We start from the raw sequence: 23111 nt of genomic DNA on the forward strand, positions 1-23111 counted from the left end.
GAACCAGGGTCCGGATTCGCAATTGTGATCGTCCAAGCTCTGCCATCTTGGCGTCACATAGGTTATTTAGCAGCGGCGGCGACGCCGTGGCCATGGTCTTTCGTACCGGCCAGCGCGTTGCCATCCCGGTTTACGGAAATCTTATGGACGGCCGGCTATGATCGGCAAGAGGCGATTTCGGATTTGATGATGAAGATTAGGTTCGTCAAAAGCATGCTCCTTGGCCTGGCGGCCGCAACCGTGCTCAGCGCTGCGCCCGTGTCGGCCAATCCGGCGATGCTGTTCGACGTCAATTCGGGTGCCGTCATCGAGCACCAGGAGGCGTTCAAGCGCTGGCATCCGGCCTCGCTGACCAAGCTGATGACCGCCTACACCACTTTCCGCGCCGTTAAGGCCGGCGAGCTGGCGCTCAATTCGCCGATCAAGATCTCCAGGAAGGCGGCGGCTTTCCCGCCGGCCAAGATGGGCTACAAGCCGGGTTCGGTGCTGACGCTCGACAACGCGCTCAAGATCATCATGGTCAAGTCGGCCAATGACGTGGCAGCGGCGATCGGCGAAAATGTCGGCGGCACCCCAGAGGCGTTTGCTGCCAGGATGAACGCCGAGGCGCAGCGCCTGGGCATGTCGGGCAGCCACTGGGTCAACGCCAACGGCCTGCATGACCCCGAGCAATACACCACGGCGCGCGACCTCGCGGTGCTGGTCAGGGCGATCCGCCTCGAATATCCTGAATATGCCGCCTATTTCGACATCGAAGGCATCATTGCCGGCAAGGCGAAGCTCAAGAATTTCAACCCGCTGGTCGGCCGCTTCCCCGGCACCGACGGCATGAAGACAGGGTTCGTCTGCGAATCCGGCTTCAACCTGATCGCCACCGCCACCCGCGACGGCAGGACGCTTGCGGCCATCGTGCTTGGTGCCGATTCACCCGACAAGCGCGCCGAAGAAGCGGCAAAGATGCTGCAGACCGGTTTTGTCCGCAACGGCGCCTCGGTCAGTGTTACAGGGCTTGCGCCTTATGGCGACAGCCGCGACGTGGCGACCAGCATGCGCGAGGAGGTCTGCTCGCCCAAGGCCAAGCATGCGGCTTCAGACGGTCCGGCACCGACCGAAGCGGGAGCTGCGCCCGACAAGGTCTCGATCATTCCCGAAATGACGCGCCAGCGTAACTGGGTCACCGTCAGCCTCGGCGGCGCCACCGGGCCGAAACCCAAGGCGTTGGGCGGCGGCGATATTGTTGTCGACACCGGCGTGCCGCTGCCGACCTGGCGTCCCGACCGGCCGGCCCCGGTCGGTGCAGCACCTCTCGCTGCCAACGTCCAGGCGCGCTCGTGAATTCGCTAGCCGCGTTTCCGATCCCGGTATCGGTGCTGACCGGCTTTCTCGGCGCCGGCAAGACGACGCTGCTCAACCGCCTGCTCAAGGATCCCGAGCTCACCGACACCGCCGTCATCATCAATGAGTTCGGCGACGTCGCCATCGACCACCTGCTGGTCGAAAAGGCCTCCGACGGGGTCATCGAACTGTCCGACGGCTGCCTGTGCTGCACGGTACGCGGCGAACTCTTGGACACGCTGGCCGATCTCGTCGACCGGCTGCAGACCGGCCGCATCGCCAGGCTTTCGCGGGTGGTGATCGAAACCACCGGGCTTGCCGATCCGGTGCCGGTGCTGCAGTCGATCATGGGCCATCCGGCCCTTCTCCATGCCTTCCGGCTCGACGGCGTCATCACCGTCGTCGATGCGGTCAATGGTTCAGCGACACTCGACGCCCATGTCGAGGCGGTCAAGCAGGTGGCGGTGGCCGACCGCATCGTGTTGACCAAGGCCGATCTCGTCGACGATGCCGAATGGCTCGATGCGCTTGAGGCGCGGCTGCTGCGCATCAATCCGGGCGCCGAAATCCGCGCGGTCGACACCGCTGTGGCCAGGCTTTTGCAATGCGGGCTCTACGACCCCGAAAGCAAGACCGCCGATGTGCGCCGCTGGCTCGGCGAGGCGCATGCGCATGACCATCACGGCGAGCACGATCACCATCATCACCACCACGACCACGACCACGGCCATGATCACGATCATCAGCACGCTCACGGCCATGATGCCCGCATCGGCTCGTTTTCGCTGACCCATGCCGGGCCGCTGCCGTTTTCGACGGTCGAGATGTTCCTCGACCTTTTGCTGTCGACCCAGGGCGACAGGCTGTTGCGCATCAAGGGCATCGTCGAGCTGATGGAGGACCGGGAGCGGCCGCTGGTCATCCATGGCGTGCAGAAGCTTCTGCATCCGCCGGCACGCCTGCCGTCCTGGCCCGATGCCGTGCGCGGCACAAGGCTGGTGCTGATCGGCATCGACCTGCCGCGCGACTATGTCGAACGGCTGTTTGCAGCCTTCGTCAACAAGCCTGCCATCGACACGCCGGACCGTCAGGCGATGGAAAACAACCCGCTGGCGATCGCCGGGCTGTAGTTTCCCAGATTTTGCCGAAAATCAGCTGCCGCGTTCGACGAGAAAGCGGTGGCCGCCGGTGACCGGCGCCGTTTCGACCAGCTTATGGCCGGCCTCCTGGCAGAAGGCCGGGATGTCGATGACGGCGAGCGGGTCGGTGGTTTCGAGCCACAACAGCTCGCCCGATGCCATGTCGGCGAGGCGGCGCCTCGCCTTGAGCACGGGCAGGGGGCAGTTGAGCCCCCTGAGATCGTAAATGTCGGTGGTTTCGCTCACGCTGGTCAGCTGCCGAACAGGCCGAGCAGCTTCTTCTTGAGCTTGGTGGCGGCACCTGCCTCTTCGACAGGGGCGACCTGGGCGGCCTGCGTCGGCGCTTCTGTTACCACAGGCTGTTGCTGCGGCACGGTGGCGGTCACGACTTCCTGCTGGGCGGCAAGCTTGGCAGCCTTGGCGGCAGCGACGGCCTGGGCCTTTTCTTCGGCCGCCTTCTTCTTGGCGTCCGCTGCGGCGTCAGCCGCTGCCATGCGGCGGCCTTCGGCCGAATCGATGCGGCCCATGCGTGCGGTGGTCTGGACGATGCTGCCGTCCTGGGCCATGGCAGGCGGTTCGATGGTCACGCGCTCGCCACGGGCGCGGCGCTTGGTCCAGTCGGAAACGATGGCCGCTTCCTTGAGGCCGGCAATCGTCGGCTTGGGTGCTGGAATGTCAGCGCCGGTGGCGCTGGCAAAGGCCGCGTCATACTTGCTCTTATAGGCCTGGTAGGCGGTCTGCAGCGCCTGCGGCTGGGTCACCGCAGGGCAGGCGCCGGTCGGATTGAACGCTGTGCCGGCTTCGGGGATCTGGTTGAAGACATAGCGCTTTTCGCAGACGTCGACCTTCGGCGGCACCTTGGTGATTTCGAAGTGGTCGTAGCCTTCCTTCAGCATCGCCCAGAACTGGTAGTTCGGGTCCTTGCGGTAACGCGCCATGTTGGCTGGGGTCATGCGGAACGGATAGGACTGGACCTGGAACTCGGTCTGGCCGCCCTTGAAGGCGTCGCGGGCGAAGGCATAGATCTCTTCGATCTGCGCATCGGTCATCGAAAAACAGCCCGACGACGAGCAGGCGCCGTGCACCATCAGGTTCGAGCCGGTGCGGCCGTTGGCGCGGTCATAGCTGTTGGGATAGCCGATGTTGAAGGCGAGGTGGTAGCTGGAGTTCGGGTTCATCTGGCCCGGACGCACGGTGTAGAAACCTTCCGGCGACTGGCGGTCGCCTTCGGTGAATTTGGGGCCGAGCTTGCCCGACATCTTGCAGATGTCGTAGGTGGCGATCAGGTCGTAGCGGCCGTTGGTCTTTTGTTTCCAGACTTCCAGCTTGGCCTCTTCCTTGAACACGCGCGCCAAGACCGGCGAGGTGCGTGTCATGCCCTTGGCCTTCATTTCGGCCACGATCTTGGCCGGCAGCTGCCTGTTGGCGTGCTGCGGCACGAAGTCGGTCACGGAAGATTCCGAACAGCCGGCTACCGCAAGGGCAGCGAGAAGCAATCCGGCGCGTGCGATATTGGCGATCATCGGTCTAAATGTCGTCTCTGATTGCAGTCATGGCACATGCGCCAACGACCGGCCCGTCCTGGTACTGCCTCGACCTTAGGGTCGTTAACCTTGAAAAATCCTTACCGCAAGTTCCTGGCCCGTCCCACGCGCGAAAAATCACGGCAAGTTCATTGAACCGGGCGAGGCGGCAATTTTGTGGCGAAACCGTGCCGTGGCCCGTCGAGGCCACAGTTTATGCAATCACTGGCTGCGTATCGCGCCTTTTCGGAAAAATCGTTGGCGATCCTCGGGCCGATGCTCAGAGGCTGCGGCCGATGGCGAGATATTTCTCGCGCCGCTGCTCGCGGAAGTCGATGTTGGAGCCGTTGAATTCGCCAAACGTCCTGGCGATCAGGTCGCCGGTGGCCGAAATGACGGCTTCGGCGTTGCGGTGCGCGCCACCGAGCGGCTCTTCGATGATCTTGTCGATGATCTTGAGCGAGAGCAGGTCCTGCGCGGTGATCTTCATATTGGTCGCCGCGTCCTTGGAGCGCGTCGTGTCGCGCCACAGGATCGAGGCTGCACCTTCCGGCGAGATCACCGAATAGATCGCATGTTCGAGCATGAAGACGCGGTTGGCCGCGGCAATGGCGATGGCGCCGCCCGAGCCGCCTTCGCCGATGACGATGGCAATCGACGGCACCTTGAGGCCAAGGCAGGTCGAGGTCGAGCGTGCGATGGCCTCGGCCTGGCCGCGCTCTTCGGCGCCGACGCCGGGATAAGCACCGGCGGTGTCGACCAGCATGACGACAGGGATGTTGAAACGGTCGGCCATTTCAAGCAGGCGCACCGCCTTGCGGTAGCCTTCGGGGCGGACCGAGCCGAAATTGTGCTTGAGGCGGCTCTTGGTGTCGTTGCCCTTTTCCTGGCCGAGCACCAGCACCGGCTCGCCGCGGAAGCGGGCGAAGCCGCCGACCATGGCGTTGTCTTCGCCGAAATTGCGGTCGCCGGCCAGAAGCGTGAAGTCGGTGAACAGGCCGTTGATGTAGTCGAGGCAATGCGGACGGTCGGGGTGGCGCGCCACCTGGACCTTCTGCCACGGCGTCAGCGCCTTGTAGGCGTCGCGCAGCGCATCGCGCGAGCGCTTCTCCAGCCGCTTGATCTCGTCGCCGACATCGACGGCCTCGCCATTTTCGGCAAGCTTCTTGAGCTCGAGGATCTTGCCTTCGAGATCTTGGACCGGTTTTTCGAAATCGAGGTAATTGTACATTGGCGAGCGGACTACCACGCTGAAAATTTGAGGCACCGGGGGCCGGGGAATGTGGCACCGCGCCAGTGGAACGTGGCACTCACATAGCGATATGGGCTCTAATCGGCAAGCGGATGATGCTCGTTGACCAGTTTCAGCAGCCGTTCTTCCAGAACATGGGTGTAGATCTGGGTGGTCGAAATGTCGGAATGGCCGAGCAATTGCTGCACGGCGCGCAGGTCGGCACCATTTTGCAGCAGGTGGCTGGCAAAGGCATGGCGCAGCACGTGCGGTGAGATTTTCGCCGAAGCGATGCCGGCCCGCGCCGCAAGGCCCTTGAGGTCGCGGGCAAAAACCTGGCGCGGCAGGTGGCCGCTTTGTGATGAAGCGGGAAACAAAAACACACTGTCGGCTTGCCTTGGATCACGATTGCGCTGGTCGAGCCAGGCCCGCATCGCTGTGCGCGCCTTGGATGACAACGGCACCATGCGGTCCTTGTCGCCCTTGCCGCGCACGACGAAAAAGCGTTCGTCGCGCATGGCAACCGTCAGCGGCAGGCTGACCAGCTCGGAGACGCGCAAGCCGGTGGCGTAGAGCACCTCGACAAGCGCGTGCATCCGGGTCGCTGCCAGGCTGTCGCCATCGGCTGTTTCACTTGCCTCGGTCGCTGCGCGGTCGAGCAGCCGGCCTGTTTCAGCCTCGCTCATCGTCTTGGGCAGCGGCCGATCCTTTTTCGGGCTGTCGAGGATGCCGGTCGGATCGTCGCTGCGCAGCCCTTCGGCATAAAGGAAGCGGAAGAACTGCCTGAGCGCCGAGAGCTTGCGCGCCTGCGAGGTCGCCGCGAAGCCGCGCCCGGCAATGTCGTCGAGATAGCTGCGGATCGCTGCGGCGTCGGCCTCGGCGAGGCGGCCGCCCAGAAATTCCGAGGCGTCTTCGAGGTCGCGGCGATAGCTCGAAAGCGTGTTGTCGGCAGCCCCGCGCTCGGCGCTCATCATTTCAAGGAAGGCCTCGATGCGCGCGCCGCTTTTCATTTTTTGGGCGCGAGCTTTTCCGGTGGAATGCGCACGGTGATTTCGGCCTTCTTCGGCTCGACGAACATCACCAGCGCAAACATGGCGCCGTAAGCGATGCCCGCCAGAACAGCGAGCGTGACAAGGAACCGGAAAAGTGTCGGCATCGATGTGTTTGCCCGTCTGTCCTATCCTGTGCCCTTATGGGACGCCGCTTCAGGCAATTCAAGGGCGCGTTTGGCCTCATGCGCTTGACGCAACGGGGCTTTTCATGTCGATACGCCGGCGAAAGGCACGCCATGACACCCGACGCGCAGACACCATTTCCCGAAGGCTCCGTCGCTGCCCTGCTTGAACGGCTGGGCACGCGCTCGATCGTCTTTGTCGGCCTGATGGGGGCCGGCAAGACCGCCATCGGCCGCAAGGTCGCGCAGGCACTCGGGCTCGGCTTCATCGACAGCGACCACGAGATCGAAAGCGTGTCGCGGATGAGCATTCCCGAACTGTTCGAACGTTATGGCGAGGTCGAGTTCCGCGCGCTCGAGCAGCGCGTCATCGGCCGCGTTTTGGAGAACGGTCCGCAGGTGCTGTCGACCGGCGGCGGCGCCTTCATGAACGCGCAGACCCGCGCGGCGATCTCAGGCCACGGCGTGTCGATCTGGCTCAAGGCCGAGCTCGACCTGCTGATGGAACGGGTTTCCAAAAAGCAGAACCGGCCGCTGCTGCAGAACGCCGATCCGCGCGCCGTGCTTTCCAAGCTGATGGACGAGCGCTACCCGGTCTATGGCCTTGCAGACCTCATGGTGGCGACGCGCGACGACCGCAAGGAAGCGATCGCCAGCGAGGTCATCGAAGCGCTGTGCAGCCATTTCGGCGTGCCCGGCAGGATTCACGTTTCGGAAGGCTCGGAGGATCACGAATGAGCGTCGTCACTGTCGAAGTCGGACTTGGCGAGCGCGCCTATGACATTTTGATCGGTCCCGGCCTGATCGGACGTGGCGGCGAGCTGATCCACAAGCGCCTGCCCAAGGCGCGTGCGGCTGTTGTCACCGACGAAAACGTCGCTGCCGCCCATCTTGAACCTTTGGTCGAAAGCCTGAGCGCTGCCGGCAATGCGCCTGCGGTGATCACCTTGCCGGCAGGCGAAAAGACCAAGAGCTTTGCTTCGCTCGAAACCGTCGTCGACCAGATCATCGCCGCCCGGCTCGAACGCGGCGATGCGGTGATCGCGCTTGGCGGCGGTGTCATCGGCGATCTCACCGGCTTTGCCGCCGGCATCGTCAGGCGCGGCATGCATTTCGTGCAGATGCCGACCTCGCTTCTGGCCCAGGTCGATTCGTCGGTCGGCGGCAAGACCGGCATCAACAGCCCGCGCGGCAAGAACCTGATCGGCGTCTTCCACCAGCCCAGGCTGGTGCTGGCCGATACCGCAGCGCTCGACACGCTGCCATTGCGCGAGTTCCGCGCCGGTTATGCCGAGGTCGCCAAATATGGCCTGATCGACCGCCCCGACTTCTTTTCCTGGCTGGAAAACAACTGGCAGGAGGTGTTTTCAGGCGGTCCGGCCCGCATCGAGGCCATTGCCCAGTCCTGCCGTGCCAAGGCCGATGTCGTTGCCCGCGACGAGTTCGAAACCGGCGACCGCGCCTTGCTCAATCTCGGCCACACCTTCGGTCATGCGCTCGAAGCCGCCACAGCCTATGACGGCGCGCGGCTGGTGCATGGCGAGGGCGTTGCCATCGGCATGGCGCTGGCGCATCGCTTCTCGGCCCGGCTCAACCTGGCAAGCCCCGACGATGCGGCGCGTGTCGAGGCGCATCTGCGCGCCGTCGGCCTGCCATGGCGCATGGCCGACATTCCCGGCGCGCTGCCCGATGCCGAGGCACTGTTTGGCTACATCACCCAGGACAAGAAGGTGTCGCGCGGCGCCTTGACCTTCATCCTGACGCGCGGCATCGGCCAGTCCTTCATCGCCAAGGACGTGCCGGCCTCGGAGGTCGTGTCGTTTCTCAAGGAGAACCATCCGGGATGAGCGCTGGCTGGATCGTCGCAGGCATTCTGGCGGGGCTGATCTTGTTGGCCCTGGTGTTTCGCGACCGTCTGCTCGCATCGCTGGGCTACGAGCTTTTTGAGCTGACGCCGCAGCGCTCGGCCCATGACGAGCTGCGCGGCGCGGTCGACGATTTCCACCGCGACGGCCATGTCGTCAAGCAGGACCGCGACCAGGTCGGTGGCCTGCTCGACCTGCACGAGCTCGAAGTCTCCGACGTCATGGTCCACCGCACGGCGATGCGTTCGGTCAATGCCGACATCGCCTCTGAAGCGCTGGTCCGCGAGATCCTGCAAAGCCCCTATACACGCATGCCGTTGTGGCGCGGCTCGATCGACAACATCGTCGGCGTCGTCCACGCCAAGGACCTGTTGCGCGCGCTCAACGACGTCGAGGGCGACTATTCCAGGGTCGATGTGCCAAAGGTCGCCTCCAAGCCGTGGTTCGTGCCCGACACGACGACGCTGCAGGAACAGCTCAACGCCTTTTTGCGGCGCAAGGCGCATTTCGCCATCGTCGTCGACGAATATGGCGAGGTCGAAGGGCTGGTGACGCTCGAAGACATCATCGAAGAGATCGTCGGCGAGATCGCCGACGAGCACGACATCGACGTCCAGGGCGTCAAGCAGGAGGCCGACGGCTCGGTGGTCGTCGACGGCACCGTGCCGATCCGCGACCTCAACCGCGCGCTCGACTGGCATCTGCCCGACGACGAGGCAACGACCATCGCTGGCCTGGTCATCCACGAGACCCAGTCGATCCCCGAGGAAAAGCAGGCCTTCACCTTCCACGGCAAGCGCTTCATCGTCATGAAGCGCGACAAGAACCGGCTGGCGCGAATCAGGATCCGGCCGGCATTGGTGGTGGAGCCGCCATCGCCGCGCTGACCATGGTCATTGACCATAGTCATTTTTGCACTATCTTCGGAAGATGCAGGAGGTGCGACCGATGGTTGCGCGCGTTTCGAAATCCCAGTTCAAGGCAAAAGCGCTGGAGTTGTTTCGTGAAATCGAAGCGACCGGCGAGCCGCTTATTGTCACTGATCATGGCCAGCCGAAGCTGGAGATCAGGCGGATCGCTCAAAAGCCCCACAACCCGCTTGATAGGCTGAAGGGGTCAGTGCTGCGCTATGACGATCCGTTCGCGCCGGTCGGCGAGGGGGACTGGGAAGTCCTGAAATGATCGTCCTGGATACCCACGCCCTCGTCTGGTGGGTCAATGGCAGTTCCAGCCTGTCCAAGGCTGCGCTGCAGGCGATCGAAAGCGGACTGCGTGGCGATGGCGTCGTCGCGTCGTCGATCTCAGCCTGGGAGATCGCCATGCTGGTTGCGAAAGGCAAGCTGGAAATTTCAATGGACGTCTCGCATTGGCTCGATCTTGCCGGCGAAATCGAGGGCTTTCGTTTCATTCCCGTCGACAATGTGGTGGCGGTGCGGAGTGTGACGCTACCGGGCAAATTCCATGCCGACCCGGCGGACCGGATGATTGTCGCGTTGGCGAGAGAACTGGGCGCGCCGCTGGTTAGCGCAGACACCAGGATCTCGCGCTACCCTCACGTGAAGAGCATCTGGTAGTCATCGCGCCGTGGCGGCCTCCTCTGCGGATCGAGGGGCGGGCCACAACAGTCTTGCCGCCGCCAGACCGAGCAGGGCTCCAACCAGCTGCGCTGCGATGAACGCCGGCGCGTCGGTCGGTGCTATGCCGGCAAATGTGTCGCTCAGCGCGCGTGCGATGGTCACGGCAGGATTGGCAAACGACGTCGACGAGGTGAACCAGTAGGCCGCGAGAATGTAGAGGCCGACAGCGACCGGCGTCGTTTTCGGCGCCTGGGCCATGCAGCCGAGGATGGTCAGCACCAGGCCAAATGTCGCGATGGCTTCGCCGAGCCATTGGCCCGGGCCGGTGCGGATGGTTGTCGAAAGCTGCAGCAGCGGCAGATCGAACATCGCATGCGCCAGCCATACGCCGAGGATCGCCCCGGCGAGCTGTGCGGCGATGTAGGGCACAACCTGCGACCATGCCAGGCGCCGGTCGAGCGCCATGACCAGGCTGACCGCCGGGTTCAATTGCGCGCCGGAAACCGGCCCCAATATGGTGATCAGCACGACCAGCATGGCACCGGTCGCCACAGCGTTACAGAGCAAAGCGAGCGCGACGTTGCCGCCCGCAAGCTGCGTTGCCATGATGCCGGAGCCAATGACGGTGGCGAGCAGGAAGGCGGTGCCGAGACATTCGGCAAACAGGCGTCGTGCCAGCGGCATGCTCATTTGCCCGAGTCGCCGATGCTTTTGCCGCTGGGATCAATGCCGCTGCCGGTATTCGTGTCGCTGGCCTTGGCGCTTGCGCCTTCCATCTTGCCGATGTCGTGGAGATGCGAGGTCAGCGCCATGCGGTCGAGGCTTGATATCGGCAAGGCAACGAATGCCGCGATGCGGTTGCGCATGTATTTGAAGGCGGTGACGAAGGCGGCTTCCTTTTCGAGGTCGCTGCCCAAGACGTGGCTCGGGTCCTCGATGCCCCAATGGGCATTGGCCGGATGGCCGAGCCAGACCGGGCAGGCTTCGCCGGCGGCATCGTCGCAGACGGTGAAGATGAAATCCATCTCCGGCGCGCCTGCAACGGCAAATTCGTCCCAGGTTTTCGAGCGGAAGCCGTCGATCGGATAGTCGTAGCTTTCGAGCACCTTCAGCGCGAACGGATTGACGCTGCCCTTGGGCTGGCTGCCGGCGGAAAAGGCGTTGAAGTTGGCAGCGCCGTCCTTGCGCAGGATGCTCTCGGCAAGGATCGAGCGGGCGCTGTTGCCGGTGCAGAGGAACAGCACGTTGAAGGGCCTGTGCGTCATGGCATCACTCCTGTGGAACGCAGCAAGGGGACAGTTCGGCAATCAGAGGGGCGCAGATTTCCGGCCGGCCGTCGCAGCAATCCTGCAGCAAAAACAGCACGACGTTGCGCAAGGCAGTAAGGTCGGCGCGGTAGATGATCGAGCGGCCGTGGCGGTCGCCGGCGGCGAGGCCGGCACGGACAAGCACGGCCAGATGCGCCGACAGGGTGTTTTGCGGAATGTCGAGCCGGCGCGCCAGCTCGCCGGCGGCGATGCCTTCGGGTTCGGCGGCGGCAAGCCGGCGAAAGGCTTCCATCCGGGTCGGCTGCGCCAAAGCGGCGAGCGCGTCGATCGTGTCATTTGCATCCATATATCCGGAGTAATGGATATATGTGACAGCCACATGACGGCACAGCCCTAGCCGCGATCATTCAAACGCTGGCGTTCAAAGCGGGCGTCGAGGGTCTGCTACCAGCGCGTCTTTTCGCCAGGCGCTGCCGGTTCGATGGCGAGCGCGTGCAGGCCGGCCTTGAGCTCGGCTGCAAGTGCCTCGTTGACGGCGCGGTGGCGATCGATGCGGCTCATGCCGGCAAAAGCGGGTGCGACGATACGGATGCGGAAATGGGTTTCGCCTGAGCCGTCGAATGTTGCATGGTGGCCGCCATCGACGTGGTGATGGCCGGCATGGAGGTGGCTTTCGTTGAGGACGGCAAGCCGTTCCGGCGAAAATGCCTGGTTCAGCTTTGTTTCGATGGTCGCCTGTATGGACATCGCTCTCGCCTTTCACCACATGTGTCGCCGCGGCAAATCGTGCCTTCGGGCAAAATTGGGCCGCAAATCAGGCGTTAGGGCCAACATCCTTGAAATGTCAATTCTTGTTTCGCCGCGCCAAGAGGCGGTAAATACAATCAGATGAAGTCGTATCCGAAATATTTCGACAAGATCCGCGTCCGGCCCGATCCGGAAGCGGAGGTGAAGTCGCACGCCCCGGCCTGCCAGTGGGACGGCTGCAAGCAGCCGGGAACGCACAAGGCGCCTGTCGGCCGGATGAAGGAAGGCGAGTACTTCCGCTTCTGTTTCGACCACGTGCGCGAGTACAACAAGGGCTTCAATTATTTCTCCGGCCTCGCCGACGGCGACATCGCGCGCTTCCAGAAGGAAGCGCTGACCGGCCACCGGCCGACCTGGACCATCGGTTCCAATGCGTCCGCAGCTTCCAACGGCGCGGCGCGCTCGGCACCGGATTTTGCCCAGCAGCGCTCGGGCCGCGCCGGCTACTACAATCGCATGCGCGACGCCAGCAACGTGTTCGGCGGGCAGGGCGCACCGCGCCAGCGCAAGGCCAAGCCGCTGGAAGCCAAGGCGCTGGAGACGCTGGGGCTCGATACCAGGGCGACTGCGACCGACATCAAGACGCGCTACAAGGAACTGGTCAAACGCCACCACCCCGACGCCAATGGCGGCGACCGGGGGTCTGAGGACCGCTTCAGGGACGTGCTCCAGGCCTATCGCGTGCTCAAGCAAGCGGGATTGTGTTGAGCCAGCCGCGGCCGCGGCCTTTTTCCAACTTTCATCTGGTCAAAAAAGGCTTTAAGACCGCCCCCGAAGAAAATTCGATTGCCGGCGTGGCCTGAAGCCACGCGCGTGGAGACGCTATGAACAAGGTCGATCGCGACATCACCAATCTGCCTGATACCACGGTGTCGGTGAAAGACACCTTCGGCTTCGATTCGAAGATGGTCGTGCCGGCCTATTCGGCCTCGTCGGAGCATGTGCCCGACATCGATCCGGACTATCTGTTCGACAAGGCAACGACCATGGCGATCCTCGCCGGCTTTGCCTACAACCGCCGCGTCATGGTGTCGGGTTATCACGGCACCGGCAAGTCGACCCATATCGAGCAGGTCGCCGCCCGCCTCAACTGGCCGATGGTCCGCGTCAACCTCGACAGCCATGTCAGCCGTATCGATCTCGTCGGCAAGGACGCGATCGTCGTCAAGGAAGGCATGCAGGTCACCGAATTCAAGGACGGCATCCTGCCCTGGGCCTACCAGCACAATGTCGCCTTGTGCTTCGACGAATATGATGCCGGCCGCCCCGACGTGATGTTCGTCATCCAGCGCGTGCTCGAATCCTCGGGCCGCCTGACCCTGCTCGACCAGAGCCGCGTCATCCGTCCGCACCCGGCCTTCCGCCTGTTTGCCACCGCCAACACGGTTGGCCTTGGCGACACCACAGGGCTTTATCACGGCACCCAGCAGATCAACCAGGCACAGATGGACCGCTGGTCGATCGTGACGACGCTGAACTATCTGCCGCACGACAATGAAGTGAACATCGTCATTGCCAAGGCCAAGCATTACCGCGACGCCAAGGGCAAGGAGATCGTCAACAAGATGGTCCGCGTCGCCGACATGACGCGTTCGGCCTTCATCAATGGCGACCTGTCGACGGTCATGAGCCCGCGTACCGTCATCACCTGGGCCGAAAACGCCGAGATCTTCGGCGATGTCGGCATGGCGTTCCGGCTGACCTTCCTCAACAAGTGCGACGAGCTCGAACGTTCCGTGGTGGCCGAGTTCTACCAGCGCGCCTTCGGCGAAGACCTGCCGGAATCCGCCGCCAACGTCGTTTTGGGATAAGAACGGTCTCAGATGGCGGGGCCGGGCGACAACACACGCAACAAGTCGAAGACGGGCTCGGAAGCCGACAGCTTCAAGCGCGCCATGACCGTTTGCATGCGTGCCATTTCGGGCGACAACGGGCTTGAAGTGGCCTTCGCCAAGGAGCGGCCGGCACTTGCCGGCAATCGCGCCCGCCTGCCTGAACTGCCCAAGAAGGCCTCGCCCAGTGACATTGCCGTCACCCGTGGCCTTGGCGATTCGATGGCGCTGAAGCGCGCCTGCCACGATGCGCGCATCCACACCCGCCTGGCGCCCGAGGGCAAGCAGGCGCGTGCCGTGTTCGACGCCGTCGAGCAGGCCCGCGTCGAGGCCATCGGCAGCCGCGCCATGTCAGGCGTTGCCCAAAACATCAGCTCGATGCTCGAGGACAAATACGCCAAGGCCAATCTCGCCGACGTCACCGAACAGTCGGAAGCGCCGCTCGAAGAAGCGCTGGCGCTGATGGTGCGCGAGAAGCTGACCGGCCAGCCGGTGCCCAAGAGCGGCGAGCGCATGGTCGCGCTCTGGCGCGAATGGGTCGACCAGAAGGCCGGCGGCGATCTCGAAGGGCTTATCGGCAGCCTCGAGGACCAGCAGGCCTTCGCCCGCGTCGTCCGCCACATGCTGGCCTCGCTCGAGATGGCCGAGGAATATGGCGACGACCAGGAAACCGAAGACAACGACGACCAGGACGACGACCAGCCGCAAGGCGAGGAACAGAGCGAGGAGGGCGGCGAGGACGATGCCGGCTCCGACCAGTCGCAGTCCGAAGATGCCGAATCCGCCGCCGAGGACGAGCAGTCCGGCGAGATGGAAGCGTCGGATGCGACCTCCGACGAGATGTCCGACGACGATGACGTCGATTCGGAGACGCCGGGCGAAGCCCGGCGCCAGGACAACCCGTTCGCCAACCTGCCGCGGGAAATCGACTACAAGGTCTTCACCACCGCCTTCGACGAGACTGTGGGCGCCGAGGAGCTGTGCGACGAGGACGAACTCGACCGCCTGCGCGCCTTCCTCGACAAGCAGCTTGCCAATCTGTCTGGCGTCGTCGGTCGCCTCGCCAACCGGCTGCAGCGCCGCCTGATGGCGCAGCAGAACCGCTCCTGGGATTTCGACCTCGAAGAGGGTTATCTCGATCCGGCGCGCCTTGTGCGTGTCGTCATTGACCCGATGCAGCCGCTGTCGTTCAAGCAGGAGCGCGACACCAAGTTCCGCGACACCGTGGTGACGCTGGTGCTCGACAATTCCGGCTCGATGCGCGGCCGCCCGATCACCGTTGCCGCCACCTGCGCCGATATCCTTGCGCGCACGCTGGAGCGCTGCGGCGTCTCGGTCGAGATCCTCGGCTTCACCACCCGTGCGTGGAAGGGCGGGCAGGCGCGCGAGAAGTGGCTGAAGGACGGCAAGCCTGCGAATCCCGGCCGCCTCAACGACCTCAGGCACATCATCTACAAGAGTGCCGACGCGCCGTGGCGGCGTTCGCGCCGCAATCTCGGCCTGATGATGCGCGAAGGCCTGCTCAAGGAAAACATCGACGGCGAAGCGTTGCTGTGGGCGCACCAGCGCCTGATCGCGCGGCCCGAGCAGCGCAAGATCCTGATGATGATCTCGGATGGCGCCCCGGTCGACGACTCGACGCTGTCGGTCAATCCGGGCAATTATCTCGAGCGCCACCTGCGCGCCGTCATCGACCTGATCGAGACACGCTCGCCGGTCGAGCTTTTGGCCATCGGCATCGGTCACGACGTCACGCGTTATTATCGCCGCGCCGTCACCATCGTCGATGCCGAAGAACTGGCCGGTGCTATGACCGAGCAGCTGGCTTCGCTGTTTGGCGAAGAGAGCGCGCGTGAGACCCGCCGCGGCGGCTTCCGGCGCGCCGGATGATCTTGTCTCTATCCCGACTGCGGCAGTTGGCTTGCGCTGCAACGGCAGCGCTTGCGCTTTCGGCGTCGCTCAGCGCCTCGTCGCGGGCCGAGCAGCCTGACATCGAGCGCATCGAGGTCTCGGCCCGGTCGATCGCGCGCTTCCAGATCGGCCTCGAGCAGAAGATCTTCGGCCCGCTCGAATTTGTCGGCGGCCTCGAAATGACCTCGCCGTCGCGCAATCTGGGCGCGCTGTCGGCGTTCCGCTTCCTCAAGCCGGGCTCGGATTTCATCGGCGTCGCCGACACCGGCTTCTGGTATTTCGGCCGCATCGCCCGCGATTCCGCCTTGCGCCCGACCGGCGTCGAGAATTTCCGCATGGTCCAGATGCGCGACGGCTCCGGTAATGGCATCGAAAAGAAATGGCAGGCCGATGCCGAAGGCCTCGCCGTCAGGGACGGCATCGCCACCGTCGGCTTCGAGCGCACCCACCGCGTCGCCCAATACAGGATCGATCCCGACAACATGGCGGGCCCGCTGCGCGAGCTCGATTTCCTGGTGCCGCGCAACGAGCTGCGGACCAATCGCGGGTTCGAGACCGTCGCCTATTCCGCTGAAAAAGGCGGGCTGGTGGTGGTGTCGGAAAAGAGCCTCGACACATCAGGCAACATCTTCGCCGCGGTGCTCGAGGGTCCCGGCAAGGGCGTCTTCACGGTCAAGCGCAATGGCGAGTTCGACATCACCGACGGCGCTTTCCTGCCCGATGGCGACCTGCTGCTGCTCGAACGCAGCTTTTCGATGGCGTCAGGGGTGAAGATGCGGCTTCGGCGCATCGCTTCGCAAACCATCGCCAAGGGCCAGGTCGCCGACGGTCCGGTGCTGCTCGAAGCCAATATGGGCTACCAGATCGACAATATGGAAGGGCTCGACGTCTGGCAGCGTGCCGACGGCGCGCTGATGGTGTCGCTGGTCTCCGACGACAACCACTCGATCCTGCAGCGCAATCTCTATCTGGAATTCATCCTGCACGGCGATTGAGCGGCGATTTTCCGCTATGCTCGCCGCTTGCGATGCGGGAGCCCGGCCATGTCGTGCGATGTCACAGCTGTCATCGACCGCTACTGCGCGGTCTGGAACGAAGACGACCAGGAGCAGCGCAAGGCGCTGCTGGAAGCCGTCTGGGCCGAGCAGGCACGCTACACCGACCCGCGTGCGGATACTGTCGGTGCGGACGAGCTTTTGGCGCATATCGCAAGGATCCGGGCCAGCCGCCCCGGCGCGAAAATCGTTCGCACCACAGCGGTCGACCTTCATCACGGCGTTGCCCGGTTCGGCTGGTGCGTCATCGAGGCCGACGGCACGCGGCTGCCCGACGGCATAGACTTTGTCGAACTGGCGCCTGAGGGGGAGCGCATCGCGCGCATCATCGGCTTCTTCGGGCCAATGACGGCGATCTGATCGACTTGAAACGGTAGATACAACAGCCATTCAGGCAAAAAGAAAGCGAGGGGTCCCCCAACCCCTCGCTGCAAAGTCGGACCTCCGGGGTATCCTCCCCGTAAGGTGTTGGGTGATCAGGCTGCCAGATGGCTTGCCGCGGCCTGGGCGTAGTTGTGGCCGAAGCGGTTGGCGAGGAAGGCGTCGAGCGCGATGTCTTCCTGGCGGATGAAGCCCTGCTGCGGCAGCGCGCCGGAGGCCAGCATGTCGAGCACCGAGCAGATGCCGGAAGCGGTGGTGATCTGGATGGCGCTGCGCACCATCTTGCCCATCTGGCGGCTGTAGATCTTGTTGGCGTAGCTTTCCTGCAGCAGGCGCCCACCCTTGCGGCCGCTGACGGTGACGAAGATCACCACAACGTCCTGCATGGTTGCCGGCAGCGAATTCTCCAGGATGTCCTTGAGCACTTCGCGGCGGTGGCGCAGGCCGAGGTCGTTGAGCAGCGCCTTCATGATCGCGGCATGGCCGGGATAACGGATGGTGCGGTAGTTCAGCGTGCGCACCTTGCCCTTGTAGGTCTCGCACAGCGTGCCAAGCCCGCCCGAGGTGTTGAACGCCTCATAGGTGATGCCGTCGAGCGAGAACTCCTCGCGTTCTTCGAGCGGCGGCACCTCGACCAGCGAACCTTCGACGATCGCCTCGCAGGGCTCGCAATATTCGTTGATGACGCCGTCGGTGCTCCAGGTCAGATTGTAGTTGAGCGCGTTGGACGGGTACTGCGGCAGCGCGCCGACGCGCATGCGCACGCTTTCCAGCGTGTCGAAACGCTTGGCAAGGTCGTTGGCAACGATCGAGATGAAGCCCGGCGCAAGACCGCACTGTGGAATGAAGGCGCTCCTGGCGGTTGTTGCCAATTCCTTGACGATGCGGGTCGAAGCGACATCCTCGGTCAGATCGAGATAATGCACGCCGGCCTTGGCGGCAGCCTCGGCGATGCGCGTGGTCAGGTGGAACGGGGCAGCCGAAAGCACGGCGAACTTGCCGGCCAGCACGGCGTCGAGCGCGCCGGCTTCCGATATCTCGACCTTCAGCGTCTCGACCGGGTTGCCGGTTTCGAGCGAATCAAGTGCCGCCTGCGAGCGGTCGACCACTGTCACCTGGTAGTCGCCCGTTTCAGCCAGCATGTCGGCGATCGTCGAGCCGATCTTGCCTGCGCCTACGACAACGATCTGTTTCATGGTCATGTCCCCTTCAACTGGAATTTCGCTGCGGATTCTATGTCCGCGCCTCGTCGAAAGGCAGTATCGATATTGCCGAAAAGCCGATATGTTTTGAGCAAAACGACGTATGGTATTGACGAAATGACGACAGACCCTGACCGCGCCCTGCTCGCCTTGCTGCGCGACAACGCGCGCGCCTCGACCGCCGAGCTGGCACGCAAGCTCGGCGTGTCGAGAACGACGGTGCAAAGCCGCATCGAGCGGCTGGAGCAGCGTGGCGTTATCGCGGGCTACAGCGTCAGGCTGTCGCCCGACTATGAGAAGAACCTGGTTCGCGCCCACATCCTGGTCACCGCCTTGCCCAAGGTCTCGGCGGCGGTGGAGGCGGTGCTGAAGCGCATTCCCGAGGTGCGCACGCTGCATTCGGTCAGCGGCAATTTCGACATGATCGTCGTTGTCGAGGCACCGTCGGTGCGCGACCTCGACGCGCTGATCGACCGCATCGGTGCGCTCGAAGGCGTCGAGCGCACCTTGTCGTCGATCATCCTGTCGACGCGCATCGACAGATAGGCTCAGCCGCCCGGCTGGCTCGCCGCCGCCCGTTGCAGCAGGCCGACGAGCTCCGCGACCGGCTTGACCGCCGATGTCGGGGCTTGCCCGGCCAGCACCATGACAGGCACGCCCGATATGCCCCGTTCGACGGCAAGCCGCCTGTCAGCGTGCACCGCGTCGGCAAAGGCCTCGCCGGCGAGCAACGCGGCTACAGAACTTGGCGCCAGTCCGGCCTCGCGGCCAAGCCGCTCGAGCACGCCTGCGTCGGCGATGTTTTGTGCCTCGCTGTGATAGGCGCGCAGCAGGCGTTCCATCATGGCATCGGCCTTGCCGCTTGCCGCGCCGAGATGGATCAGCCGGTGCGCGTCGAAGCTGTTGACCGGGCGGGCATTTTCCAGATCGAGCCTGATGCCTTCGGCAGCCCCAAGCGCCATGATCTCGGCGATCCGTGCCGCAGCCGCATCGCCACGCCACTGCCGGATCATGTCGGCAGCACTTTCGCCCGGCATCGCGCCGCCTTCAGGCGAAAGCTCGAAGCTGCGCCAGACAATTCCGATCCGCGTGTCGCCAAGGACTGCCATTGCCGCTTCGAGGCGGCGCTTGGCGATGTAGCTCCATGGGCACAGCACGTCGGCATGGATTTCGATCAGCATGACATCCTCCCGGCTCAGGCGTCTGTCGGGCGCGGGCCGGGCGCCACCTCGCGAACCAGCCTGTAGCGTGGCGGACCGCTCATCCTCGGCTCGGCCTTGCCCTTGAGGCTGTCGATCGCGCCCTGGATCGCGGCGATGCGGGCGGCATTGTCTGAAACGCGCTCGAATTCGCGGTGCGCTTCTTCGCTGTCCCAGTGGATGATGTTGTAGACGCGGCTGCCGTCGGTGCTGGCAAACAGATGCGCCGACTTGTAGCCGGGATAAAACCGCACCCATTTTTCCTGCAGGCCGGCAAAGGCCTCGATCAGCTCGAGCTGCGTTTGCGGACCATCCACCGTGTAGTCGATGATCGAGTAGAAACCCCTGGTGTCTTGCATCTTTGCTGTCCTTTGTCCGGTTTGATGAGCCGAAGGTAAGGACGGGCGCACGACAGGATTAGCCGGGGATTTCCAGATGCAGCTTCCGGCGGTACGGAAGATCAGTCGGCGAAAAGCCGGCGCGGAAAATGCGCAACGACATGGTCGATGAAGGTGCGCAGGCGCTTCGAGACGATGCGCTGGGCGAGATAGACGATGTGGATCGGCTGCGTCTCGCCGCGCCAGTCGTCAAGCACCGTGACAAGTTCGCCGCTGGCCAGCTCGCGCGCCAGGAATGCCGCCGGCACCAAGGCGATGCCATGACCGGCAACGGCCTGATGCCGCAATGACGACAGCTGGTTTCCGGCGAAACGGCCCGAGACGTCGACCTCGCAGGCCTCGCCCTTGGCATGGTGGAGCTGTGCTGTGCCATACCCGGCAAAAGACATCAGCTGTTGCGCCTCGATGTCGTTGGGATGGTCGATCGGCGGATGCGCCTTGAGATAGTCAGGCGAGGCGACAAGCTTAAGCGCAGCAGCGCCGAGCGAACGGGCAACCAGGCCCGAATCGTCGCGCAGGGCGCCGACGCGGATGGCGACGTCGATGCCGTCGGTAAACAGGTCGGTGTTGCGGCCGCTCAAATGCAGCTCCAGCGCCATATTGGGATAGGCCTCGAGATAGCCGCTCAAGACAGGCGCCAGCACATCGTCCATGGCAATCGTGCTCGCCACCTTGAGCTTGCCGCTCAGCCCCGCTGCCGTGTCGGTCAGCTCGGCCTCGAAGCCGCGCAGTTCAGCAAGCGCGCGCGCAGCGACCGCGTGATAGCCAGCACCGGCTTCGGTCAATGCGAGGCGTCGTGTCGTGCGCTTGAGCAAGGTGGCGCCCAGGCGCGCTTCCAGTGCTGCGATGCGCTGGCTGACGGTGGAGACGGGGATGCCGGTGGCTCTAGCGGCACCGGAAAAGCTTCCGGTGCGAACGACCTCGAGAAAAAGATCAACCGAATCGAGAGCCATTATCTGCCTGTCATGCCGTGGCGCGAGCCGGCAGCCTATTCGGCGGCGCCCGACATGCAAGAGCAGCCGGTCGGCTGCTCCTGGGACGGCTGTCGTATCTGTGTGGGGCTGTCTATCTGTGTGTGGGTCAGGCCAGCGCCTGTTGTGTCCAGCGCGCGGCGATCAGGCGGTAGGGGATGAGCGCAAACAGCGCGATCAACAGCTTTACCGTGAGGTCGCCCAGCGCCCAGGAGACCCAGCGCGGCGCTTCCATCGACAGCACGCCGAACAGCGGGGCTGCTTCCAGCGCAAAGGCGTCCTCGGGGCCGAGGAAGACGAAGGCGGCGGCAAAGGCGACGCCGAAGAAGATCGCGGTGTCGAACACCGAACCGACAAGCGTGCCGAAGATCGGCGCGCGCCACCAGCTCTGCCGGCGCAGCCAGTTGAACACGGTGATGTCGAGCAGCTGCGCGGTCAGGAAGGCGGCACCGGAGGCAACGGCAATGCGCGCCAGGCGATCAGCAGCGGTGTCGAAGGGCACCAGGCCGTAGCGGAACAGCAGCGGCGGGACGACGATCGAGCAGACCACGGCGGCCATGAAGCCGACAAAGACGATGCGCCGCGCCAGCCTTGGCCCGTAGCGGCGGTTGGCAAGGTCGGTGACCAAAAATGAGAAGGGGTAGGTGAAGGCGCCCCAGGTCAGGACATCGGCGAGCGCCAGAGATCCGACCTGTCCCTGCATCGGGAACTGGACGAGAATGTTGGAAGCGACGACGACAAGCGCCATGGCCGCCACGAAAGGCAGGTACTTTGAACCGGAGTTCATTTTTTTATCCTGGGTAATGGAACCAGCTTTACGGGCAGTGCCCGGGCGGATTGGGCGGAGCCTCCATCGTCCTTGCGGCCGTCGGAGGCTCCAGGCGGTGTCCCCCGCCTGAATTGACGATTAGGCTGCGGCCTGCTCGGCGTTCTTCTTGGCGATCTGCTTCTTGAGCAGGCGCGCACGCTGCGACAGCTCTTCGGCATCTGCCTTGACCAGGAAGGCGTCGAGGCCACCGCGATGCTCGACCGTACGCAAGGCGTTGGCCGAAATGCGCAGGCGCACGTTCTGGTTCAGCGTCTCGGAGATGAGCGTGACATTGACCAGGTTCGGCAGGAAGCGCCGACGGGTCTTGTTGTTGGCGTGGCTCACATTGTTGCCGGTCATGACGGCTTTGCCGGTGAGTTCGCAAGCGCGGGACATGTTACTTACCTTCAGTTCTGGCGGACCAAGCGACGATAACGCACCGATATGGCGCGCGGTCTCAGTCAGGCGGCCTCATGGAAAAAGTTGGCGTTCCATAGTTGCATTTCACGGACGCGTCAAGCGTCGTGGTGGTTTCCGGGCGTTGTCCCCAACTCCACAGAATGGCCGGAATTGGTTCTATAACCGATCGCAAGGGACACGAACAGCGCGAAGTCAGCTTCCGCTGACGATGAGGTGTTGCCGCAATGCCCCGCCTTTCACCTGTTCTGCTCGCCGCCGCCCTGGCCCTGTTGCCATCGCCGCTGCTCGCCGCCAAAAAATCCTTCAGTGGCGACTATTCGCTGTCGTTCCTCGGCATTCCCGTCGCCAAGGCAACCTTCGACAGCAGCTATGAGGGCGACACCTACGTCGTTAACGGCAAGGTCTCCAGTGCCGGCCTGGCTGCCTTCTTCGACGACACGCGCGGCACGATCTCGTCGCGCGGCAGCTTTGGCGACGGCCGCAGCCAACCGCGCGCCTTCCGCGCCGACTATGTCTCGGGCAAGGTCAGCTCGCTTGTCGACATCCGCTTTTCCGGCGATCGCGTCAGCCGCACCCAGGTCGTGCCGGCGCCCAGGAAGCGCGGCGCGACCTGGATCCCGCTTGGTGCCAACGACCTCAGCGGCGTCGCCGATCCGATCGCCGCCACCGTCATCCGCGCGCCAAGCCTCGACAAGGTCTGCGGCCGCACCATCAGGATGTATGACGGCGAATTGCGCGCCGACCTCAAGCTGACCGAGGTGTCGCGCAAGACGATGGCGGTCAAGGGCTTTGCCGGCGAGATGGTCACCTGCCGCATGGGCTTCCAGCCGGTTTCGGGCTACCGCACCGACAAGAAGGCGCTGACCTTCCTGCGCGACCGCTCCCGCATCATGGTGACGTTTGCGCCGCTCGGCAAAACCGGCATATATGCCCCCATCTATGCCACGGTCAGCACGCAGATCGGCACGATCACCGTCAAGGCCCGGCGTTTCGAAGCGATCGACTAAACCGGGAG

At 64.0% G+C, this 23111-nt stretch carries 29 protein-coding genes; 14 read left to right on the forward strand and 15 right to left on the reverse strand.

Annotated elements, in window-relative coordinates; genetic code table 11:
- The first annotated feature begins 186 nt into the window (after positions 1-186).
- On the forward strand, positions 187-1335 hold the full coding sequence (locus tag IHE39_RS23950) for a D-alanyl-D-alanine carboxypeptidase family protein (protein ID WP_192568209.1): 1149 nt from the start codon (positions 187-189) through the stop codon (positions 1333-1335).
- Positions 1332-2465, forward strand: a complete 1134-nt coding sequence (locus IHE39_RS23955; RefSeq protein WP_192568210.1) for a GTP-binding protein — start codon at positions 1332-1334, stop codon at positions 2463-2465. Before IHE39_RS23950 ends, IHE39_RS23955 begins: the two co-directional genes overlap by 4 nt.
- Before the next feature lie 21 nt (positions 2466-2486).
- Here the strand turns inward: IHE39_RS23955 and IHE39_RS23960 are convergent, their stop codons facing one another.
- The 5 genes from IHE39_RS23960 to IHE39_RS23980 all read right to left on the reverse strand — a co-directional run bounded on the left by IHE39_RS23960 (position 2487) and on the right by IHE39_RS23980 (position 6384).
- The gene (locus IHE39_RS23960) at positions 2487-2720 is read right to left on the reverse strand and encodes a sulfurtransferase TusA family protein (RefSeq protein ID WP_184774490.1); all 234 of its coding nucleotides are present in this window, start codon (positions 2718-2720) and stop codon (positions 2487-2489) included.
- 5 nt (positions 2721-2725) lie between these two features.
- Positions 2726-3997: a L,D-transpeptidase family protein gene (locus tag IHE39_RS23965; protein WP_192568211.1), complete on the reverse strand. Its 1272-nt coding sequence runs from the start codon at positions 3995-3997 to the stop codon at positions 2726-2728.
- 280 nt (positions 3998-4277) lie between these two features.
- Entirely contained in the window at positions 4278-5228 is a 951-nt protein-coding gene (locus tag IHE39_RS23970; RefSeq protein ID WP_184774494.1) for an acetyl-CoA carboxylase carboxyltransferase subunit alpha, read from the reverse strand.
- Positions 5229-5326: 98 nt separating this feature from the next.
- Positions 5327-6238, reverse strand: a complete 912-nt coding sequence (locus tag IHE39_RS23975) for a site-specific tyrosine recombinase XerD (protein ID WP_192568212.1) — start codon at positions 6236-6238, stop codon at positions 5327-5329.
- Positions 6235-6384 carry a histidine kinase gene (locus IHE39_RS23980; RefSeq protein ID WP_115730645.1) on the reverse strand — a complete coding sequence of 50 codons (150 nt, stop codon included), beginning with the start codon at positions 6382-6384 and terminating at the stop codon, positions 6235-6237. Before IHE39_RS23980 ends, IHE39_RS23975 begins: the two co-directional genes overlap by 4 nt.
- Positions 6385-6516: 132 nt before the next feature.
- Here IHE39_RS23980 and IHE39_RS23985 point away from each other — a divergent pair, with 132 nt between their 5' ends.
- The 5 genes from IHE39_RS23985 to IHE39_RS24005 all read left to right on the forward strand — a co-directional run bounded on the left by IHE39_RS23985 (position 6517) and on the right by IHE39_RS24005 (position 9841).
- Positions 6517-7140, forward strand: a complete 624-nt coding sequence (locus tag IHE39_RS23985; RefSeq protein ID WP_184774498.1) for a shikimate kinase — start codon at positions 6517-6519, stop codon at positions 7138-7140.
- A complete protein-coding gene (gene aroB, locus IHE39_RS23990; RefSeq protein ID WP_192568213.1) occupies positions 7137-8249 on the forward strand; it encodes a 3-dehydroquinate synthase in 1113 nt (370 codons plus the stop codon). Before IHE39_RS23985 ends, aroB begins: the two co-directional genes overlap by 4 nt.
- Positions 8246-9154 carry an HlyC/CorC family transporter gene (locus tag IHE39_RS23995; protein ID WP_192568214.1) on the forward strand — a complete coding sequence of 303 codons (909 nt, stop codon included), beginning with the start codon at positions 8246-8248 and terminating at the stop codon, positions 9152-9154. Before aroB ends, IHE39_RS23995 begins: the two co-directional genes overlap by 4 nt.
- Positions 9155-9215: 61 nt before the next feature.
- A complete protein-coding gene (locus IHE39_RS24000; RefSeq protein WP_192568215.1) occupies positions 9216-9449 on the forward strand; it encodes a type II toxin-antitoxin system Phd/YefM family antitoxin in 234 nt (77 codons plus the stop codon).
- Positions 9446-9841: a type II toxin-antitoxin system VapC family toxin gene (locus IHE39_RS24005; RefSeq protein ID WP_192568216.1), complete on the forward strand. Its 396-nt coding sequence runs from the start codon at positions 9446-9448 to the stop codon at positions 9839-9841. Before IHE39_RS24000 ends, IHE39_RS24005 begins: the two co-directional genes overlap by 4 nt.
- On the opposite strand, the gene IHE39_RS24010 is transcribed toward IHE39_RS24005, so the two are convergent.
- The 4 genes from IHE39_RS24010 to IHE39_RS24025 form a co-directional block, all read right to left on the reverse strand.
- Positions 9842-10528, reverse strand: a complete 687-nt coding sequence (locus IHE39_RS24010; RefSeq protein ID WP_192568294.1) for an aquaporin — start codon at positions 10526-10528, stop codon at positions 9842-9844.
- Positions 10529-10530: 2 nt separating this feature from the next.
- Positions 10531-11109, reverse strand: coding sequence for an arsenate reductase ArsC (locus IHE39_RS24015; protein ID WP_192568217.1), 579 nt, complete (start codon positions 11107-11109; stop codon positions 10531-10533).
- A gap of 4 nt (positions 11110-11113) precedes the next feature.
- Entirely contained in the window at positions 11114-11458 is a 345-nt protein-coding gene (locus tag IHE39_RS24020) for an ArsR/SmtB family transcription factor (protein WP_192568218.1), read from the reverse strand.
- Positions 11459-11556: 98 nt separating this feature from the next.
- Positions 11557-11859, reverse strand: a complete 303-nt coding sequence (locus IHE39_RS24025) for a BolA family protein (protein ID WP_184774511.1) — start codon at positions 11857-11859, stop codon at positions 11557-11559.
- A gap of 141 nt (positions 11860-12000) precedes the next feature.
- Here IHE39_RS24025 and IHE39_RS24030 point away from each other — a divergent pair, with 141 nt between their 5' ends.
- The 5 genes from IHE39_RS24030 to IHE39_RS24050 all read left to right on the forward strand — a co-directional run bounded on the left by IHE39_RS24030 (position 12001) and on the right by IHE39_RS24050 (position 17077).
- Complete coding sequence (locus IHE39_RS24030) at positions 12001-12627, forward strand: J domain-containing protein (protein ID WP_192568219.1); 627 nt, start codon at positions 12001-12003, stop codon at positions 12625-12627.
- 116 nt (positions 12628-12743) lie between these two features.
- Positions 12744-13730, forward strand: coding sequence for a cobaltochelatase subunit CobS (cobS, locus tag IHE39_RS24035; protein WP_067957584.1), 987 nt, complete (start codon positions 12744-12746; stop codon positions 13728-13730).
- Between the two features lie 12 nt (positions 13731-13742).
- Positions 13743-15641 (forward strand): cobaltochelatase subunit CobT, encoded by a 1899-nt coding sequence (gene cobT, locus IHE39_RS24040; protein WP_192568220.1) that lies wholly within the window; start codon positions 13743-13745, stop codon positions 15639-15641.
- On the forward strand, positions 15638-16657 hold the full coding sequence (locus IHE39_RS24045) for an esterase-like activity of phytase family protein (RefSeq protein WP_192568221.1): 1020 nt from the start codon (positions 15638-15640) through the stop codon (positions 16655-16657). Before cobT ends, IHE39_RS24045 begins: the two co-directional genes overlap by 4 nt.
- Positions 16658-16705: 48 nt before the next feature.
- Positions 16706-17077, forward strand: coding sequence for a nuclear transport factor 2 family protein (locus tag IHE39_RS24050; protein ID WP_184774520.1), 372 nt, complete (start codon positions 16706-16708; stop codon positions 17075-17077).
- Positions 17078-17193: 116 nt separating this feature from the next.
- On the opposite strand, the gene IHE39_RS24055 is transcribed toward IHE39_RS24050, so the two are convergent.
- Complete coding sequence (locus IHE39_RS24055) at positions 17194-18294, reverse strand: saccharopine dehydrogenase family protein (RefSeq protein WP_192568222.1); 1101 nt, start codon at positions 18292-18294, stop codon at positions 17194-17196.
- A gap of 123 nt (positions 18295-18417) precedes the next feature.
- On the opposite strand from IHE39_RS24055, the gene IHE39_RS24060 reads away from it, so the two are divergent.
- Positions 18418-18846 (forward strand): Lrp/AsnC family transcriptional regulator, encoded by a 429-nt coding sequence (locus IHE39_RS24060; protein WP_192568223.1) that lies wholly within the window; start codon positions 18418-18420, stop codon positions 18844-18846.
- Between the two features lie 2 nt (positions 18847-18848).
- Here IHE39_RS24060 and IHE39_RS24065 read toward each other — a convergent pair whose 3' ends face one another.
- The 5 genes from IHE39_RS24065 to rpmB form a co-directional block, all read right to left on the reverse strand.
- Positions 18849-19481 (reverse strand): DsbA family oxidoreductase, encoded by a 633-nt coding sequence (locus IHE39_RS24065; protein ID WP_192568224.1) that lies wholly within the window; start codon positions 19479-19481, stop codon positions 18849-18851.
- Positions 19482-19495: 14 nt separating this feature from the next.
- On the reverse strand, positions 19496-19858 hold the full coding sequence (locus IHE39_RS24070; RefSeq protein WP_192568225.1) for an antibiotic biosynthesis monooxygenase family protein: 363 nt from the start codon (positions 19856-19858) through the stop codon (positions 19496-19498).
- 101 nt (positions 19859-19959) lie between these two features.
- A complete protein-coding gene (locus IHE39_RS24075; protein ID WP_192568226.1) occupies positions 19960-20850 on the reverse strand; it encodes a LysR family transcriptional regulator in 891 nt (296 codons plus the stop codon).
- Between the two features lie 127 nt (positions 20851-20977).
- Positions 20978-21655, reverse strand: coding sequence for a queuosine precursor transporter (locus tag IHE39_RS24080; protein ID WP_192568227.1), 678 nt, complete (start codon positions 21653-21655; stop codon positions 20978-20980).
- A gap of 120 nt (positions 21656-21775) precedes the next feature.
- Complete coding sequence (gene rpmB / locus IHE39_RS24085; protein ID WP_115730660.1) at positions 21776-22072, reverse strand: 50S ribosomal protein L28; 297 nt, start codon at positions 22070-22072, stop codon at positions 21776-21778.
- 248 nt (positions 22073-22320) lie between these two features.
- Here rpmB and IHE39_RS24090 point away from each other — a divergent pair, with 248 nt between their 5' ends.
- Positions 22321-23103 (forward strand): DUF3108 domain-containing protein, encoded by a 783-nt coding sequence (locus IHE39_RS24090; RefSeq protein ID WP_192568228.1) that lies wholly within the window; start codon positions 22321-22323, stop codon positions 23101-23103.
- Positions 23104-23111 lie beyond the last annotated feature (8 nt).

Source organism: Aminobacter carboxidus (assembly GCF_014863355.1).
Classification (GTDB): domain Bacteria; phylum Pseudomonadota; class Alphaproteobacteria; order Rhizobiales; family Rhizobiaceae; genus Aminobacter; species Aminobacter carboxidus.

What these genes read in the sequence shown, in the direction of transcription:
- IHE39_RS24055 (WP_192568222.1), bottom strand. Translation starts at nt 18,294, where the DNA reads ATGAAACAGATCGTTGTCGTAGGCGCAGGCAAGATCGGCTCGACGATC.
- IHE39_RS24080 (WP_192568227.1), bottom strand. Translation starts at nt 21,655, where the DNA reads ATGAACTCCGGTTCAAAGTACCTGCCTTTCGTGGCGGCCATGGCGCTT.
- cobT (WP_192568220.1), top strand. Translation starts at nt 13,743, where the DNA reads ATGGCGGGGCCGGGCGACAACACACGCAACAAGTCGAAGACGGGCTCG.
- IHE39_RS23980 (WP_115730645.1), bottom strand. Translation starts at nt 6,384, where the DNA reads ATGCCGACACTTTTCCGGTTCCTTGTCACGCTCGCTGTTCTGGCGGGC.
- IHE39_RS24015 (WP_192568217.1), bottom strand. Translation starts at nt 11,109, where the DNA reads ATGACGCACAGGCCCTTCAACGTGCTGTTCCTCTGCACCGGCAACAGC.
- IHE39_RS23950 (WP_192568209.1), top strand. Translation starts at nt 187, where the DNA reads ATGATGAAGATTAGGTTCGTCAAAAGCATGCTCCTTGGCCTGGCGGCC.
- IHE39_RS23970 (WP_184774494.1), bottom strand. Translation starts at nt 5,228, where the DNA reads ATGTACAATTACCTCGATTTCGAAAAACCGGTCCAAGATCTCGAAGGC.
- aroB (WP_192568213.1), top strand. Translation starts at nt 7,137, where the DNA reads ATGAGCGTCGTCACTGTCGAAGTCGGACTTGGCGAGCGCGCCTATGAC.
- IHE39_RS23985 (WP_184774498.1), top strand. Translation starts at nt 6,517, where the DNA reads ATGACACCCGACGCGCAGACACCATTTCCCGAAGGCTCCGTCGCTGCC.
- IHE39_RS24000 (WP_192568215.1), top strand. Translation starts at nt 9,216, where the DNA reads ATGGTTGCGCGCGTTTCGAAATCCCAGTTCAAGGCAAAAGCGCTGGAG.
- IHE39_RS24070 (WP_192568225.1), bottom strand. Translation starts at nt 19,858, where the DNA reads ATGCAAGACACCAGGGGTTTCTACTCGATCATCGACTACACGGTGGAT.
- IHE39_RS24005 (WP_192568216.1), top strand. Translation starts at nt 9,446, where the DNA reads ATGATCGTCCTGGATACCCACGCCCTCGTCTGGTGGGTCAATGGCAGT.
- IHE39_RS24050 (WP_184774520.1), top strand. Translation starts at nt 16,706, where the DNA reads ATGTCGTGCGATGTCACAGCTGTCATCGACCGCTACTGCGCGGTCTGG.
- IHE39_RS24020 (WP_192568218.1), bottom strand. Translation starts at nt 11,458, where the DNA reads ATGGATGCAAATGACACGATCGACGCGCTCGCCGCTTTGGCGCAGCCG.
- IHE39_RS24030 (WP_192568219.1), top strand. Translation starts at nt 12,001, where the DNA reads ATGAAGTCGTATCCGAAATATTTCGACAAGATCCGCGTCCGGCCCGAT.
- cobS (WP_067957584.1), top strand. Translation starts at nt 12,744, where the DNA reads ATGAACAAGGTCGATCGCGACATCACCAATCTGCCTGATACCACGGTG.
- IHE39_RS24010 (WP_192568294.1), bottom strand. Translation starts at nt 10,528, where the DNA reads ATGCCGCTGGCACGACGCCTGTTTGCCGAATGTCTCGGCACCGCCTTC.
- IHE39_RS23975 (WP_192568212.1), bottom strand. Translation starts at nt 6,238, where the DNA reads ATGAAAAGCGGCGCGCGCATCGAGGCCTTCCTTGAAATGATGAGCGCC.
- IHE39_RS24025 (WP_184774511.1), bottom strand. Translation starts at nt 11,859, where the DNA reads ATGTCCATACAGGCGACCATCGAAACAAAGCTGAACCAGGCATTTTCG.
- IHE39_RS24075 (WP_192568226.1), bottom strand. Translation starts at nt 20,850, where the DNA reads ATGGCTCTCGATTCGGTTGATCTTTTTCTCGAGGTCGTTCGCACCGGA.
- IHE39_RS24045 (WP_192568221.1), top strand. Translation starts at nt 15,638, where the DNA reads ATGATCTTGTCTCTATCCCGACTGCGGCAGTTGGCTTGCGCTGCAACG.
- IHE39_RS24090 (WP_192568228.1), top strand. Translation starts at nt 22,321, where the DNA reads ATGCCCCGCCTTTCACCTGTTCTGCTCGCCGCCGCCCTGGCCCTGTTG.
- IHE39_RS24065 (WP_192568224.1), bottom strand. Translation starts at nt 19,481, where the DNA reads ATGCTGATCGAAATCCATGCCGACGTGCTGTGCCCATGGAGCTACATC.
- IHE39_RS23965 (WP_192568211.1), bottom strand. Translation starts at nt 3,997, where the DNA reads ATGATCGCCAATATCGCACGCGCCGGATTGCTTCTCGCTGCCCTTGCG.
- rpmB (WP_115730660.1), bottom strand. Translation starts at nt 22,072, where the DNA reads ATGTCCCGCGCTTGCGAACTCACCGGCAAAGCCGTCATGACCGGCAAC.
- IHE39_RS24060 (WP_192568223.1), top strand. Translation starts at nt 18,418, where the DNA reads ATGACGACAGACCCTGACCGCGCCCTGCTCGCCTTGCTGCGCGACAAC.
- IHE39_RS23995 (WP_192568214.1), top strand. Translation starts at nt 8,246, where the DNA reads ATGAGCGCTGGCTGGATCGTCGCAGGCATTCTGGCGGGGCTGATCTTG.